Here is a 14,190-nt window from a genome sequence, read left to right on the forward strand (position 1 = left end):
TTGAGAAGCGCAAACAGCGATGAGCGGCGTCAACGATATCCGGTCGACCTTCCTCGACTACTTCAAGTCCAACGGCCATGAAGTCGTGCCGTCGAGCCCGCTCGTACCGCGCAACGACCCGACGCTGATGTTCGCCAATTCGGGCATGGTGCAGTTCAAGAACGTCTTCACCGGGCAGGAGAAGCGTCCCTATTCGCGCGCCACAACCGCCCAGAAATGCGTGCGCGCCGGCGGCAAGCACAACGACCTCGACAATGTCGGCTACACCGCGCGCCACCACACCTTCTTCGAGATGCTGGGGAACTTCTCCTTCGGCGACTATTTCAAGGAGCAGGCGATCCATCACGCCTGGACGCTGGTCACGCGCGAATTCGGCCTGCCGAAGGACAAGCTCCTCGTTACCGTCTATTCCGAGGACGACGAGGCCCATGGCCTGTGGAAGAAGATCGCCGGCCTGACCGACGACAAGATCATCCGCATTCCGACCTCGGCGAATTTCTGGCGCATGGGCGACACCGGCCCCTGCGGCCCCTGCTCCGAGATCTTCTTCGATCACGGCGACCATATCTGGGGCGGCCCGCCGGGCTCCGCCGAGGAGGACGGCGATCGCTTCATCGAGATCTGGAACCTCGTGTTCATGCAATACGAGGAGGCTGCGGGCGGCATCCGCACCAATCTGCCGCGCCCCTCGATCGACACCGGCATGGGGCTGGAGCGCATCGCCGCCGTGCTCCAGGGCACGCATGACAACTACAATATCGATTTGTTCCGCGCCCTGATCAGCGCCATCGCCGACCTGACCTCCGTCGATGCCGATGGGCCGATGAAGGCGAGCCACCGCGTCATCGCCGACCATCTGCGCTGCTCCGCCTTCCTGATCGCCGACGGCGTGCTGCCCTCCAATGAGGGCCGCGGCTACGTCCTGCGCCGGATCATGCGCCGCGGCATGCGCCATGCGCAGCTCCTCGGCGCCAAGGAGCCGCTGCTCTACAAGCTCGTGCCCGCCCTAACTCGCGAGATGGGCCGCGCCTATCCCGAGTTGCTGCGCGCCGAGGCGCTGATCACCGAGACGCTGAAGCTCGAGGAAACCCGGTTCCGCACCACGCTGGCGCGCGGCCTCACCCTGCTCGACGACGCCTCGAAGGACCTCGTCGCCGGCCAGAGCCTCAAGGGCGACGTCGCCTTCACGCTCTACGACACCTACGGCTTCCCGCTCGACCTGACGCAGGACGCGCTGCGCGCCCGCGAGATCACAGTCGATACCGAGGGCTTCGATGCCGCCATGCAGCAGCAGAAGGCCAAGGCGCGTGCCGCCTGGTCCGGCTCCGGCGAGGCTGCGACCGAGACGCTCTGGTTCCCATTGCGCGACAAGCTCGGAGCCACCGAGTTCCTCGGCTACGACACCGAGACGGCCGAGGGCGTGGTCACCGCCCTGATCCGCGACAACGCCGAAGTCCCGTCGCTGAAGGCCGGCGAGAGCGGCTTCATGCTGGTCAACCAGACGCCGTTCTACGGCGAGTCCGGCGGTCAGGTCGGCGATGCCGGTCTCGTCCGCGGCGCCGACACGGTCGCCGAGGTCACGGACGTCCAGAAGAAGCTCGGCGATGTCTTCGCCCATGCCGTCACGGTCAAGGAAGGCGAATTGCAGCTCGGCCAACCGGTCGAGCTGATCGTCGACCGCGATCGCCGCACCGCGATCCGCGCCAACCATTCGGCGACCCACCTGCTTCACGAGGCGCTGCGCCTCGTCCTCGGCGACCATGTCGCGCAGAAGGGCTCACTGGTCTCGCCCGATCGTCTGCGCTTCGACTTCTCGCATCCCAAGCCGATCAGCGAGGAGGAACTACGCGAGGTCGAGGAGATCGCCAACGCCATCGTGCTGAAGAACGAGCCGGTGACGACCCGCCTGATGAGCGTCGACGAGGCCATCGCCTCCGGCGCCCGCGCCCTCTTCGGCGAGAAGTACGGTGACGAAGTCCGCGTCGTCGCGATGGGCACGAATCCCGCCGGACGCGCCTATTCGGTCGAGCTTTGCGGCGGCACTCATGCTGCCCGCACCGGCGATATCGGCCTGGTCAGCATTGTCGGCGAGGGCGCCGTCGCGGCCGGCGTGCGCCGTCTCGAAGCCATGACCGGCAACGGAGCCCGCCTGCGCCTCAACGAGGAATCGCGCCTGCTCGAAGGGCTGGCGAGCCTCCTGAAGGTGCCGGCAACCGAGGCCGGCAACCGCCTCGCCGCGCTCATCGAAGAGCGCCGCAAGCTCGACCGCGAACTCACCGAAGCCCGCAAGAAGCTCGCCATGGGCGGCGGCGGCGCGGCCGAGGATCCGGTGCGTGAGGTCGCCGGCGCCAAGCTGCTGGCGCGCGCCGTTACCGGCATCGAGATGAAGGATTTGAAAAGCCTCGCCGACGAGGCCAAGGCGCGCGTCGGCTCCGGCGTCGTCGCCATCGTCGGCGTCGCCGATGACGGCAAGGCCGGCGTCGTCGTCGGCGTCACGCCCGATCTGACCGAGCGTTTCGACGCGGTCGCGCTGGTCCGCGCGGCCTCCGAGCAGCTTGGCGGCAAGGGCGGCGGCGGTCGCCGCGACATGGCCCAGGCCGGCGGGCCGGACGGCAGCAAGGCGCAGGACGCGCTCGACGCCGTCGCGGCTGCGATGGGCTGAATGACGGTCGGCGGGACAGGCCAGGCGCTCTCCCGCCGCGGCCTCCTCCTGGCTGTCGGCTTCTGGCCGGCGGCCGCTTTGGCGCAGAAGAAGAAGCCGGCTCCTGCGACCGAGCCCGGCATGTCGGCCGCGCGGACGATCATGGCCGGCGCGCCGCTGAGTGTCTTCCTCACCCGGGCGCCGCAGGGTGCGCGCCTTGCGATCGCCCGGCCGGATGATGCCGCCAGCAGCGCCATCGTCGTCGTCGAGCCGCGCAACACGGTTCCCGCCCTGCCGACTCCCGGCCTCGCCGGAATCTATGAGCTGCGCCTCACCGTCGCGAAGGACGGCGCGCCTGCGATCCTGCTGCGCCAGCCGCTTGTCACCACCGAGCCCAGTGCGACGCTCGCCGCGCCCGCCCGCGTCGGCCGCGGCCAGGCGCTGCCGGTGCGCGGCATCGGGCCGAACGGTGATCAGGATCGTGTCGTGCTGGTTCCGGCCGACTCTCCCATCGAGGCCGAAGGCCCGCGGTTCTTTCCGGCGGAGAATGTCGAAGCCGTGCTCGAAGCGCCGGAACAATCCGGCCCCTACGAGCTCCGCTATGTCATGAACGCGCCTGTCAGCGGGCTACGCATTCTCGCCCGCCATCCCGTCGTCGTGGAGTGATCGGGACGACCGCCGCGCACCTGCGAGCAGGAATGCGCGGCGAACGTCTCAGCCCATCGCTTCGCGTTTCTTGAGCAGTTCGTTGAGCAGATCCTGCTGCTCATTGAGCCGCGTCGCCAGACGCTCCTCGGCGGCGGCGCCCGACACGCCCGTCGCCTGTTCCATCAACTCGGCGATGTTCCTCCGAGCAATGGCAATCCGCTCATCAAGCTCCATCTGCGAAGCGTTCTCAGGCATCCCAGCTCTCCGTATCGGCCAGTCTTCTTACAGCGACAGTCCGCGCCCCTAGCCTGCGGGATAGGGCTCGCCATTCTCGTGGACGAAGCGCCCATCCGCATTGGCGCTCATCATATCGATATCGGAGCAAGTGGTCACGTCGGCTGGCCAGCGCGAGCCCATCTCGAGATAAACCGCCATCGCGTCGTACGATTGATCAGATGGTGGCCATCACCGCTGTTCTTGGGAAAGGCGGCGCACGCGCCGGCACGCAGCAGTGTCTCGCCCGCATCCTCGACGAGCACGAGCTCGCCCGCCACCACATAGACGAACTCGTCCTCATGCGAATGCCAATGTCGCTGCGAGGACCAGCCGCCCGGCGGCACACGCATCAGATTGACCCCGAAATCCTTCAAGCCTCCGGCCTCGCCGAGCCGCTGCCGCAGGCGCCCGGCGCAGGGCGCATTGAACGGCGCCGGATAGCCTGAGCCCCGGACCTCCGGGACAACGGCGAGATCGATCTTTGGCATGGATGACCTCCGGCGGCGCGGGCGCATCGCGCCGGCGATCAACAACGCCCGATGAACTGGGCCGTTCCATCTGTCGCGCAAAGCTTTCAACGAAGGGGACAAAGGACACCAAGGGACAATAGCCAGCGTCCTTTGCGGCGGATTAGGCTGCACAGGCTGGGAAGCTCCGGAAGCCCCGCAGAGGCGACCGCAATCGAATCGATGTCGGAAATGGGTCAGATCGCGAGCAGGCGACGGTGGTGGATCGTCCTGGCAGGTGCGCTCGTCGCCTACCTGCTGCTCGCCTATTTCATACTACCCCTTCTGTGGCGTCACCATGAGCATGAGCCGGGCCTCGCCTCCTTGCCCATGGTGACACGTACCGCGAGCGGTATCCCCGGCGACGCGCTCAATGTTGGCTTCGTCGGCAGCAGAGACGACGCTCTGCGTGCCATGCATGCGGCCGGCTGGTATCCGGCCGACCCGATTACCTTGCGGACGAGCATCGAGATTGTCGGCAGCGTGGCGCTCGACCGGCCCTATCACGACGCGCCTGTCAGTCCGCTGTACTATGAGGGCAAAAAAGAGCAGCTTGCATTCGAAAAGCCGGAGGGTACGAGCGCGGACCGCCGACACCACGTCCGGTTCTGGATGGTCCTCGATAAGGGAAGTGATGGGCGGCCGGTCTGGCTGGGCTCCGTCACTTTCGACCGGGGCGTCGGCTTCAGCCACGATACCGGCCAGGTGACGCACCACATTGCACCCAATATCGACGCCGAGCGTGACATGCTGATGCATGATCTCGGCAAGGCCGGCATGGTCCAGAACTTCTTCCAGATTTCCGGGGTGGGCCCGACCTTGTTCGGCCGGAATGGTGAAGGCGACCCCTATTGCACCGATGGCGAGATCTACATCGCCACTTTGGTGATCGATGGCACCAGGCGAATGGAGCCGCCTGTGAGGATTCCCGCGCCCCCGCTCATCGCGCTCAAGGATCAAATCTGGCACGGCGTCGGCGACGCAATCGCAGATTGATCCCGGGCTTCACGCTGAGAGACGACCTTATTTCGTGGGCGCGCGCCCGCTGCCGGATCGGAACCTGCGAGGCCGGCGAATCCAGCCATCCCAAAACATGTGCGGCGACGGACTCGTTTCGTGCCGCCAATGGAAAAAGCCCGGCCTTTCGGCCGGGCTTCGCGACTTTCGCGGGAGGGCGCGCCTCAGGCGGCCATCGCCTTTTTCATGTTCTCGCTGACCTTCTCGAGGAAGCCGGTGGTCGAGAGCCACTTCTGCTCGGCGCCGACCAGCAGCGCGAGGTCCTTGGTCATGTCGCCGGCCTCGACGGTGTCGACCGTGACCTTCTCGAGCAGCGAGGCGAACTTCGCGAGCTCGGCGTTGTTGTCGAGCTTGGCACGGTGGGCGAGGCCACGCGTCCAGGCGAAGATCGAAGCGATCGAGTTGGTCGAGGTCTCCCGGCCCTTCTGATGCTCGCGGTAGTGGCGGGTCACCGTTCCGTGGGCGGCCTCGGCCTCGACGGTCTTGCCGTCCGGCGTCATCAGCACGGAGGTCATCAGGCCGAGCGAGCCGAAGCCCTGCGCCACGGTGTCGGACTGCACGTCGCCATCGTAGTTCTTGCAGGCCCAGACATAGCCGCCCGACCACTTCATCGCGGACGCGACCATGTCGTCGATCAGGCGGTGCTCGTAGGTGATGCCGAGCTTGTCGAATTCGGCCTTGAACTCCTTCTCGTAGATCTCCTGGAAGATGTCCTTGAAGCGGCCGTCATAGGTCTTGAGAATCGTATTCTTGGTCGAAAGATAGACCGGATACTTGCGCATCAGGCCATAGTTGAGCGAGGCGCGGGCGAAGTCGCGGATCGACTCGTCGAGGTTGTACATCGCCATGGCGACGCCGGCTTCGGGAGCCTTGAAGACCTCCTTCTCGATGACGTTGCCGTCCTCGCCGACGAATTTGATCGAGAGCGTGCCCTTGCCCGGGAACTTGAAATCGGTCGCGCGATATTGGTCGCCATAGGCATGGCGGCCGATGACGATCGGCTGAGTCCAGCCCGGCACGAGGCGCGGCACGTTCTTGCAGATGATCGGCTCGCGGAAGATCACGCCGCCGAGGATGTTGCGGATCGTGCCGTTCGGCGACTTCCACATCTCCTTGAGGTTGAACTCCTTCACGCGGGCCTCGTCCGGCGTGATGGTCGCGCACTTCACGGCGACGCCATGCTTCTTCGTGGCGTTGGCCGCGTCGATCGTGACCTGGTCGTTGGTGGCGTCGCGGTTCTCGACGGAGAGGTCGTAGTAGTCGAGCTCGAGGTCGAGATACGGGAAGATCAGCGTGTCCTTGATCTTCTGCCAGATGATCCGGGTCATCTCGTCGCCGTCCATGTCGACGATCGGGTTGGCGACCTTGATCTTGCTCATGCGATAACCCCTGCTCTCTCCAGATAGAACGATCCGAAACTGCGGCTTTCCGCCACCGTCCGCGGCTGGGTCGCTTCCTAGCGGGTTCGGAGCGGCGGGGGAAGCGCGGCTTTCGGGCAACCGGGCAACGGCGCGATTATGTTGCGCCGCCGCAAAATCGGCACCTTCCCCACCTAGCCTGACCTGCCGCTCGTCATAGCGACAGGACGAACGACGTGTTCCGCTTCAATTTCAACGGTACTGCCGCGGCACCGGCGGCGCTCCTTCTTGCCGCATCTCTTTCTCCCGCGCCCGCCGCGGCTCAGGAGGTGATGCCGGAGGGTGCCATCCAACTGCCCATCCCGCGCGCGGCTCTGCAGGACCCCGACGCCGCGGAGATGGAAGCTTCGCTGCCGGCCGGCGACAATGCCGACGCAGTCGTGTTCAATCCGACGCTCGCCGCGATCGGCCGTGCCAATGCCGCATCGGGCGCCCATCTGCGCGCCAGGGCGCCGATACCCGTCGACATCATCCGCGACGGCTTCGCCGCGCGGCAGGACATGATGAGTGCCGCTCAGGACCGCTCGGTCGGCTTCAGGCTGGGCAAGGAAGTCTTCTCGCTCTCGACGACTGTCTCCGACCCGGCAAGCGCCGGCGCGACGCGCGATGCCCGGATCAACTGGCGGCTCGCCCAGCCCGTATCCGCCGGTGCGGGCTTCATCTGGGGCCTTTCCACCGGCGGCGGCGGCTCGCTCTACGGCAACCCCGAGCAGACCGGCGAGGCCCTCATCGGCTATCGCCAGGAACTGCTGCCGCATCTGACGCTGACTTCCCAACTCGCCATGGCCGGCAACTACGTGTTTGCGCCGGGCGATGGCCTTCATACGGCCCTGACGCCGACGATGAAGCTCTCGGTGGATCTCGCCAAATTCGCCGACCTGCCCTGGCAGACATCCTTTGACGTGACGCTGGCGCGCAAGCTGCCGCTGGTCGCCTCCGACTACGAGACGCTTGGACGGGCCATGCTCTCCCTCAAATACCAGCTGCAGTAACCGACCCGACCGTCGTTGCATGGCGGCCTGCGCCGGGCCGCCTTTCCCCTTGTCGAAGGCCGCACTAGCCTTCGGCTCATGACACAATCGACTTCGACCAAATTCGCTCTCGTCACCGGTGGCACGCGCGGCATCGGCGCCGGCGCCGCCCTCGCCTTGGCCCAGGCCGGCTATGAGGTTCTCGCCACCGGCCTGACCGACGAGGACGTCGCGGCAGCGCCGGGCCATCCCGCCATCCGCCATGCCCGGCTCGACGTCACCAGCGACGATCAGGTTGCCGCCATTGTCGCAACCTGCCCGCGCCTCGACGCGCTGGTGAACTGCGCCGGCATGATCCAGCGCGGCGGCAAGGAATTCGAGATCGACGCCTTCCGCCTGACCATCGAGGTCAATCTCACCGGCACGATGCGGATGTGCCTCGCGGCGAAGGACAAGCTCGCCGCCAAGGGCGCGGACAAGGCCGGCGGCGCCATCGTCAACATCGCCTCGATGCTGACCTTCCATGGCTCGCCCTTCGCGCCGGGCTATGCGGCCTCGAAGGGCGGCATCGGCCAGCTCACCAAGTCTCTCGGCGCCGCCTGGGCGCAGGACGGCATCCGCGTCAACGCCGTCGCACCGGGCTGGATCGAGACGGAACTGACCCGCCCGCTGGTCGAGGATGCCGAGCGCTCGGCGCCGATCCTCGCCCGCACGCCAATGGGCCGCTGGGGCAAGCCCGGCGATGTCGGCGGCGCCATCGCCTTCCTGCTGTCCGATGCGGCGCAGTTCGTCACCGGCGCCATCCTGCCGGTCGATGGCGGCTACCTCGCCGTCTAGAAAAGCGATTCCTGCTCAGCAACTTGGGCTGGAAACCTGAATCGGATTGCGCACCACTTGAATCAGAACATCAGCACGGGAGAGACGCCATGAACACCACGAGCCCAATCCCCGTCGCGGCCACGCAGGAAGAGCGCTGGACGCCCTATCGCCACCCGCAACCGAAGGAATCGCCGCCGGAGCTGATCGTCCCTGATGTGATCCCCACCGACGAGCGCGTCTGGGTGCCGGTGGACGACAATATCTGGTTCCGCCCCCTGCTCCTTTGCACCTCGCGCGGCTACTGGATGAACCTGCTCAAGGTCCGCCGCGCCGGCGTGCTCTCGCGCCACCGTCATCCATTGCCGGTCCACGGCTATGTGCTGAAGGGCAAGTGGCGCTATCTCGAGCATGACTGGGTCGCGACCGAAGGCGCCTATGTCTACGAGGCTCCGGGCGAGACTCATACACTGGTGGTCGATCCCGATGTCGAGGAGATGATCACGATGTTCCAGGTGAACGGCGCGATGATCTATGTCGATCCGGACGGCAAATGCCTCGGCTACGACGACGTCTTCACCCGCATCGACAAATGCAGGGCGCATTATGCTGGCAATGGGCTGGGCGCTGAATACGTGGACCAGTTCATCCGGTAACGGGGCCGGGCGCCGATCTGAGCTCCCCGCAGAAGCAATTGCTAAACGATATCTGGGCTAGTCACCGGACGCTGAAGTCTGCGCCTGCTCCCCGGAGAAACACTTATGCGGCTCGTCATCACCCTGCTGATCTGGATGTCGGCTGCCTTCTCCACCTCTCCGGCCGGGGCACAATCGGATTTCTACACGCCGACGACCGCCGAAATCGCCGGAGGGCGCCCCGGAACGGTGATACGTACGGAAATCCTCAAAGGAACGCCGGAGGGCGCGACCGCCTATCGGATGCTCTATCGCTCGGTCGGGCTCGACGGAAAGCCGATCGCCGTGTCCGGCGTTGCGATCGTCCCGTCAGGCCCCGTTCCGCCGGGAGGCCGTCCGATCGTGGCCTGGGCGCATCCGACGACCGGCGTCCAGCCGCAATGCGGGCCGTCGCGCGCCGGCGATATCTTCCAGTCCATCCAGGGCCTGCGTGCGATGATTGCGCGCGGATACATCGTCGCGGCGACGGACTATCCGGGCCTCGGCGCGCCGGGGACGCATCCCTATCTGGTCGGTGAGAGCGAGGGCCGGTCCGTGATCGACTCGGTGCGGGCAGCCCGTCAACTTGCCGGCGCCTCCGCCGGGCGACGCTTCGCCGTCTGGGGTCATTCGCAGGGGGGACACGCGGCGCTGTTCACCGGCATTCTGGCGAAACGCCTGGCCCCCGAACTCAATCTGGTCGGCGTCGCTGCCGCCGCGCCTGCGACCGAGCTCGGCCCGCTCCTGGCCGACGACATCGACACCGATGGCGGCCGCAATCTGACCGCGATGACCCTCTGGTCGTGGACACGCGTCTACAAGGCCCCCCTGACGAAGATCATCTACGAGCAGGCGATCCCGGTCGTCGACGTGCTCGCCGCGGACTGCATCGAAAGCCTGCCCGACATCCTGAGCCGGTTGCGCCCGACCAAGGCGCTGGAGCGCAAATTCCTCATCGACGAAGACTTTGCCGCCCGCCAGCCCTGGCATTCGCTGCTCGACCGGAACTCGCCCGGTCTCGTGCCGCGCGGCATCCCGGTCTTTCTGGCGCAGGGCACGGAGGACACGCTGGTCAGACCGCAGGTCACGCGCAACTATGCAGACAAGCTTTGCGCTGCCGGGAGTGCGGTGCGGTTCGAGGCACTACAGGGGGTAGGCCACCTACCGGCCGCCGAGGACAGTGCCGCAGCGGCGGTCGACTGGATGGAACAGCGCTTCAACGGCGCACCGCCACCGAACGACTGCACCCAGCCGAAATAAGGATTTGCGTTCCGCCGCGATGGCCCGTCTCGGGCGATCCGGCGGAGCCCGCTATCGACCGAGCTTGGCGAGTTCCACAGCGGCACGCAGCTCGATATGAGCGAGCACCTCGTCCAGGCGCGGATCGTCGGTCGTCTCGCGCCGGAGCGCCAGCATCGTGCGCAGCCGCTCCAGCTCGGAAGGCAGCACCCGGCCGGCGAGCAGCGCGGCCTTCAGCCGGTCGAGCCCGTCAAGCAGGTCATGTCCGCGCCGTGCCTGCCGGCGTTTGCGGTCCTGGGTATCTTCCTCCGCTTGCACCGCCAGCAGCGTATCGAGCGGGCCGGTCGACCCGACGCCGCCGCTGCGGGCGGTGGAGGCGGAATCCTGTGTTGGAAGCGCGAAGGAAGCGCCGCTCGAGCGCCTCGCGGAACTGGCCGGGCCGGCATTCGAAACGGGCGCGCGCTGGTCGATCCTGATCATCGGCGGCCTCGCTAGCATCGGGCCGAAAAGTGGAAGCCGCTTTTCGGGCGAATCCGATGCAATAAACGGATGGATCGCCACCATGCGCCCGATCAGGGCGCGCGGCGAACCAGAGTGACCTGAAACTCGCCCGGCGTGGTTAACAACCGGTAAACTACCCGGCAGAAACTGCCGCCCCGGCAGGAACCGCAGCCTCCATGGACCGTGACCGAGGATGGCGCATAGCTCCAAATGGCTGACAAACAAGGCTTTTCTATTTCAGTCCGGCTGGCACGCCCCTCGCAAGGGCCTGTGGACTTGAAACTGCCCCCTGGTGCCGCAGCATGTTCCGCAACTCCGCCCTGACGATGCTGCTGAAGCCGCTGGCCGCTCTGCTGGCCGTGGCGATCGGCTTGTCGTCACAGCCGGTGTTCGCGCTCTCGCGCATCAAGGATCTCGCCGCGATCGAGGGCGTGCGCACCAACCAGCTGCTCGGCTACGGCATCGTCGTCGGCCTCAACGGCACCGGCGACACGCTGAACAACACGCCCTTCACCAAGCAGTCCCTGCAGGCGATGCTCGAGCGCCTCGGCGTCAACACGCGCGGCGCCAATATGCGCACCGCCAACGTCGCCGCGGTGATGGTGACCGCCAACCTGCCGCCCTTCTCCACGCAGGGCACCCGAGTCGACGTCACCGTTTCCGCCATGGGCGACTCCAAATCGCTCCAGGGCGGCACGCTGCTCGTCACCCCGCTCCTCGGCGCCGATGGCGAGGTCTATGCCGTCTCGCAGGGACCGGTCGCGATCTCCGGCTTTTCGGCCGAGGGCGAGGCGAGCAAGATCACCCGCGGCGTGCCGACCGTCGGCCGCATCGCCAATGGTGGTGTCGTCGAGCGCGAGATCGACTTCGCGCTGAACAAGCTCTCGACCCTGCGGCTGTCGCTGCGCAATCCCGACCTGACGACCGCGCGTCGCATGGCCGCCGCGATCAACGACTTCGTCGGTGGCGACTCCGCCGAGCCCACCGATCCCTCGACCGTCGTGCTGCAGATTCCGCCGCGCTTCAAGGGCAACATGATCCGGCTGCTGACCGATATCGAGCAGCTGCGCGTCGAGCCCGACCAGCTTGCCCGCATCGTCATCGACGAGCGCTCCGGCATCATCGTGATGGGCAAGGATGTGCGAGTCTCCACCGTCGCGGTGGCGCAGGGCAACCTCACGGTCACGATCAGCGAGACGCCGCAGGTCAGCCAGCCCAATGAATTCGCCCGCGGTCGGACCGTGGTGACACCGCAGACCAGCGTCAAGGTCGACACCGGCGGCGGCAACAAGCTCGCTCTGGTCAAGGAAAGCGTGACCCTGGCCGAGCTCGTCGACGGGCTCAACGCGCTCGGCATCGGCCCGCGCGATCTGATCTCCATTCTCCAGGCCATCAAGTCGGCAGGCGCCCTGCAGGCCGAAATCGAGGTGATGTGATGACCGCCGCTCTCGCCCTCCCCGCAGCCAATCTGGCGCTCGGCATCGCCGGCAAGGTCGCCAGTGGCATCGCCGAGGCGCTCGATCCAGCCAAGGCCAAGCTCAAGAAGCAGGCCGATGACTTCGAGACGATGTTTCTCGAGCAGATGACCGATCGGCTGACCGCGAGCGAAGGCACCGAAGGCCCGCTCGGCGAGAACGGCACCGGCGGCGGCATCTGGCGCTCTCAGCTCAGCCAGCAATACGCCAAGCAGATCCAGAAGGCGGGCGGCGTCGGCCTCTCCGACCAGATCCTGCGCGATCTGATCAGCCTTCAGGAGCAGTCCGCGTCCGGAGCGACGAATGTCGGCGGCTAATCTGATCCTGGACGAGCGGCCGCGCGTCGCCGATGCGCTGACGGCGCGTGCGCTGATCGAGGCCGTGCTGGAAGCTCTCGGCGCGCTGTCGCATCTCGTCGGCGAGGAGACCGAGCTCGTCCGCGCCGGCCGCCTGCCGGAGGCGATGAGCCGCGAGCCCCGCAAGACCGAGCTCGCCGGCATCTATATGCGCGGCGTCGAACAGGTGAAGCTCAACGCCGTCGCGCTCGCGCGCTTCGTGCCCGATCAGGTCAAGCGCCTGAAGGACGCCCATCTCGCCTTTCAGAACCTGATCGAGACCAACCAGATCGTGCTGGCGACAGCTCGCGCCGTCTCGGAATCCGTCATCCGCGACCTCGCCGCCGACGCCAACAGGCCGATGCGCGCGAATGGCTACGGGCCCGCGGCCTCCGTCGGCGCCGGCGCCTTCGCCCGGCCCAACTCCGGCCCGCTCGTCGTTTCGCGGAGCCTGTGAGCGGCGGTTCGCTCAAGGCGGCAACCTGTCTTGCAAATCCGGCGCGGCTGCGCCGGAAACCCTCAATATTTACCTAAATCCCTAACGGCAGATTCAATCTTTTCTGTCATCTTGGGCAGAGTCGGCCAGGTGTGCCCTGCCCCCGGCAATCGGCGAGACCGGCGCAACGGCGCCGCGAACAGCTCCAGAAGGAGTGGTCATGGAATTCGGCAACGCACCCAGGATCGTGGCGCCGACCGCCGCACCGGTCACCCGCGCCGACGTCACCGCCCAGCCGGGCAGCGTCGCGGTCGACCTGCCGCCCGAGAAGACCGTCCAATCCGCCTCCGCCGGCGCAGCGGTGAATGTCGAGGTCCGTGCGGATGCCCGCGATGCGCAGAGCCGTGCAAACGGCGAACGCCGTGCCTTCGTCAATGACCAGAACGGCCGCACCGCCAATCGCACGGTCGACGAAACCGTGGAGCGCAAGCTCGTCATCGACCCGAAGACCCGGGCGATCGTTCTGCAGAAGAAGGATCGCGAGACGGGCGAGACGATCTCGCAACTGCCCGACGAGGTCCTGCTGAAGCTGCGCGCCTATTCCCGCGAACTCAGCGATCGGGCGCGCGAAGCCGAGGACGAGCGCCATCAGGTCGAACGCACGGCCTGACTCTTCCTCCCCATTCTATTCCTATGCTCGTCCGCCCGCGCCCAGCGCGGGCGTTTTTGCGTCGGATACACCGCATCGGCATTGGGAGTTCCGCACTGTTAGCGGGCGCTTAACCATGGTCCGACGAGCCCCGACCTGAGCTCGATTTGAGGAGAGAAATTTACCGGTTGTTACGGGCTGGCCCTCCAGGGTCGCCCCGTCCTGGCCAGAACGGCCCGGACGCCAGAAGGCACCATCCCAGAAGGGTTCACGACTATGGCCGTTACGCTTTCCGCCGGCGTTCGCAACGCCGTCTCCTCTCTCTCCTCGGTCCAGACCCAGGCTTCCGCGATCCAGAACCGTCTCGCCACCGGCAAGAAGGTCAACTCGGCGATCGACAGCCCGGTCAACTACTTCACCGCCGCTTCGCTGAACGAGCGTTCGAGCCAGCTCACCGGCCTGCTCGACGGCATCTCGAACGGCATCCAGACCATTCAGGCTGCCTCCAAGGGCATCGACGGCATCACCAAGCTGGTGTCCTCGCTCCAGTCCACGGTGAAGCAGGCACAGGCCGACGCGGCCCAGAAC

General features: G+C 66.5%; 15 protein-coding genes and 1 pseudogene. 12 read left to right on the forward strand and 4 right to left on the reverse strand.

Translation table 11 applies throughout. From position 1 onward, the window contains the following. The first annotated feature begins 19 nt into the window (after positions 1–19). Positions 20–2,662, forward strand: coding sequence for an alanine--tRNA ligase (alaS, locus tag AB4Z16_RS19845; RefSeq protein WP_441513056.1), 2,643 nt, complete (start codon positions 20–22; stop codon positions 2,660–2,662). Further along, positions 2,663–3,307: a hypothetical protein gene (locus tag AB4Z16_RS19850; protein WP_441513057.1), complete on the forward strand. Its 645-nt coding sequence runs from the start codon at positions 2,663–2,665 to the stop codon at positions 3,305–3,307. A 48-nt stretch (positions 3,308–3,355) separates the two neighbouring features. On the opposite strand, the gene AB4Z16_RS19855 is transcribed toward AB4Z16_RS19850, so the two are convergent. Both AB4Z16_RS19855 and AB4Z16_RS19860 read right to left on the reverse strand, forming a co-directional pair. Further along, positions 3,356–3,544 carry a hypothetical protein gene (locus tag AB4Z16_RS19855; protein WP_055728979.1) on the reverse strand — a complete coding sequence of 63 codons (189 nt, stop codon included), beginning with the start codon at positions 3,542–3,544 and terminating at the stop codon, positions 3,356–3,358. Positions 3,545–3,592: 48 nt separating this feature from the next. Next, a pseudogene (locus AB4Z16_RS19860) lies at positions 3,593–4,053 on the reverse strand (cupin domain-containing protein). A gap of 210 nt (positions 4,054–4,263) precedes the next feature. Here AB4Z16_RS19860 and AB4Z16_RS19865 point away from each other — a divergent pair. Continuing rightward, on the forward strand, positions 4,264–5,067 hold the full coding sequence (locus AB4Z16_RS19865; protein ID WP_441513058.1) for an LssY C-terminal domain-containing protein: 804 nt from the start codon (positions 4,264–4,266) through the stop codon (positions 5,065–5,067). A gap of 185 nt (positions 5,068–5,252) precedes the next feature. Here the strand turns inward: AB4Z16_RS19865 and AB4Z16_RS19870 are convergent, their stop codons facing one another. Further along, positions 5,253–6,467, reverse strand: a complete 1,215-nt coding sequence (locus AB4Z16_RS19870) for an NADP-dependent isocitrate dehydrogenase (RefSeq protein WP_441513059.1) — start codon at positions 6,465–6,467, stop codon at positions 5,253–5,255. Between the two features lie 215 nt (positions 6,468–6,682). Here AB4Z16_RS19870 and AB4Z16_RS19875 point away from each other — a divergent pair, with 215 nt between their 5' ends. The 4 genes from AB4Z16_RS19875 (at position 6,683) to AB4Z16_RS19890 (ending at position 10,227) form a co-directional block, all read left to right on the forward strand. After that, a complete protein-coding gene (locus tag AB4Z16_RS19875) occupies positions 6,683–7,498 on the forward strand; it encodes a hypothetical protein (RefSeq protein ID WP_441513060.1) in 816 nt (271 codons plus the stop codon). Between the two features lie 78 nt (positions 7,499–7,576). Next, positions 7,577–8,314 carry an SDR family NAD(P)-dependent oxidoreductase gene (locus tag AB4Z16_RS19880; RefSeq protein WP_441513061.1) on the forward strand — a complete coding sequence of 246 codons (738 nt, stop codon included), beginning with the start codon at positions 7,577–7,579 and terminating at the stop codon, positions 8,312–8,314. An 89-nt stretch (positions 8,315–8,403) separates the two neighbouring features. After that, a complete protein-coding gene (locus AB4Z16_RS19885; protein ID WP_441513062.1) occupies positions 8,404–8,949 on the forward strand; it encodes a 2,4'-dihydroxyacetophenone dioxygenase family protein in 546 nt (181 codons plus the stop codon). A 105-nt stretch (positions 8,950–9,054) separates the two neighbouring features. Next, positions 9,055–10,227 carry an alpha/beta fold hydrolase gene (locus tag AB4Z16_RS19890; protein WP_441513063.1) on the forward strand — a complete coding sequence of 391 codons (1,173 nt, stop codon included), beginning with the start codon at positions 9,055–9,057 and terminating at the stop codon, positions 10,225–10,227. Between the two features lie 51 nt (positions 10,228–10,278). On the opposite strand, the gene AB4Z16_RS19895 is transcribed toward AB4Z16_RS19890, so the two are convergent. Further along, entirely contained in the window at positions 10,279–10,686 is a 408-nt protein-coding gene (locus tag AB4Z16_RS19895; RefSeq protein ID WP_441513064.1) for a flagellar assembly protein FliX, read from the reverse strand. Positions 10,687–11,033: 347 nt separating this feature from the next. Between AB4Z16_RS19895 and AB4Z16_RS19900 the strand changes: the two genes are divergently transcribed. The 5 genes from AB4Z16_RS19900 to AB4Z16_RS19920 form a co-directional block, all read left to right on the forward strand. After that, entirely contained in the window at positions 11,034–12,143 is a 1,110-nt protein-coding gene (locus AB4Z16_RS19900; protein WP_441513091.1) for a flagellar basal body P-ring protein FlgI, read from the forward strand. Beyond that, a complete protein-coding gene (locus AB4Z16_RS19905) occupies positions 12,143–12,499 on the forward strand; it encodes a rod-binding protein (protein WP_441513065.1) in 357 nt (118 codons plus the stop codon). The genes AB4Z16_RS19900 and AB4Z16_RS19905 overlap by 1 nt, the downstream gene beginning before the upstream one ends. Beyond that, positions 12,486–12,974, forward strand: coding sequence for a hypothetical protein (locus AB4Z16_RS19910; RefSeq protein WP_441513066.1), 489 nt, complete (start codon positions 12,486–12,488; stop codon positions 12,972–12,974). Before AB4Z16_RS19905 ends, AB4Z16_RS19910 begins: the two co-directional genes overlap by 14 nt. A 199-nt stretch (positions 12,975–13,173) precedes the next feature. Next, positions 13,174–13,623: a hypothetical protein gene (locus AB4Z16_RS19915; protein WP_441513067.1), complete on the forward strand. Its 450-nt coding sequence runs from the start codon at positions 13,174–13,176 to the stop codon at positions 13,621–13,623. Positions 13,624–13,878: 255 nt separating this feature from the next. After that, a partial coding sequence (locus AB4Z16_RS19920; protein WP_441513068.1) for a flagellin N-terminal helical domain-containing protein occupies positions 13,879–14,190 on the forward strand: 312 nt, incomplete at its 3' end.

Origin of the sequence: Allobosea sp. TAF32, assembly GCF_052113585.1 — a bacterium.
Classification (GTDB): domain Bacteria; phylum Pseudomonadota; class Alphaproteobacteria; order Rhizobiales; family Beijerinckiaceae; genus Allobosea.

Coding starts and splice junctions, on each gene's coding strand:
- alaS (WP_441513056.1), top strand. CDS start 20: ATGAGCGGCGTCAACGATATCCGGTCGACCTTCCTCGACTACTTCAAG.
- AB4Z16_RS19850 (WP_441513057.1), top strand. CDS start 2,663: ATGACGGTCGGCGGGACAGGCCAGGCGCTCTCCCGCCGCGGCCTCCTC.
- AB4Z16_RS19855 (WP_055728979.1), bottom strand. CDS start 3,544: ATGCCTGAGAACGCTTCGCAGATGGAGCTTGATGAGCGGATTGCCATT.
- AB4Z16_RS19865 (WP_441513058.1), top strand. CDS start 4,264: ATGGGTCAGATCGCGAGCAGGCGACGGTGGTGGATCGTCCTGGCAGGT.
- AB4Z16_RS19870 (WP_441513059.1), bottom strand. CDS start 6,467: ATGAGCAAGATCAAGGTCGCCAACCCGATCGTCGACATGGACGGCGAC.
- AB4Z16_RS19880 (WP_441513061.1), top strand. CDS start 7,577: ATGACACAATCGACTTCGACCAAATTCGCTCTCGTCACCGGTGGCACG.
- AB4Z16_RS19885 (WP_441513062.1), top strand. CDS start 8,404: ATGAACACCACGAGCCCAATCCCCGTCGCGGCCACGCAGGAAGAGCGC.
- AB4Z16_RS19890 (WP_441513063.1), top strand. CDS start 9,055: ATGCGGCTCGTCATCACCCTGCTGATCTGGATGTCGGCTGCCTTCTCC.
- AB4Z16_RS19895 (WP_441513064.1), bottom strand. CDS start 10,686: ATGATCAGGATCGACCAGCGCGCGCCCGTTTCGAATGCCGGCCCGGCC.
- AB4Z16_RS19900 (WP_441513091.1), top strand. CDS start 11,034: ATGCTGCTGAAGCCGCTGGCCGCTCTGCTGGCCGTGGCGATCGGCTTG.
- AB4Z16_RS19905 (WP_441513065.1), top strand. CDS start 12,143: ATGACCGCCGCTCTCGCCCTCCCCGCAGCCAATCTGGCGCTCGGCATC.
- AB4Z16_RS19910 (WP_441513066.1), top strand. CDS start 12,486: ATGTCGGCGGCTAATCTGATCCTGGACGAGCGGCCGCGCGTCGCCGAT.
- AB4Z16_RS19915 (WP_441513067.1), top strand. CDS start 13,174: ATGGAATTCGGCAACGCACCCAGGATCGTGGCGCCGACCGCCGCACCG.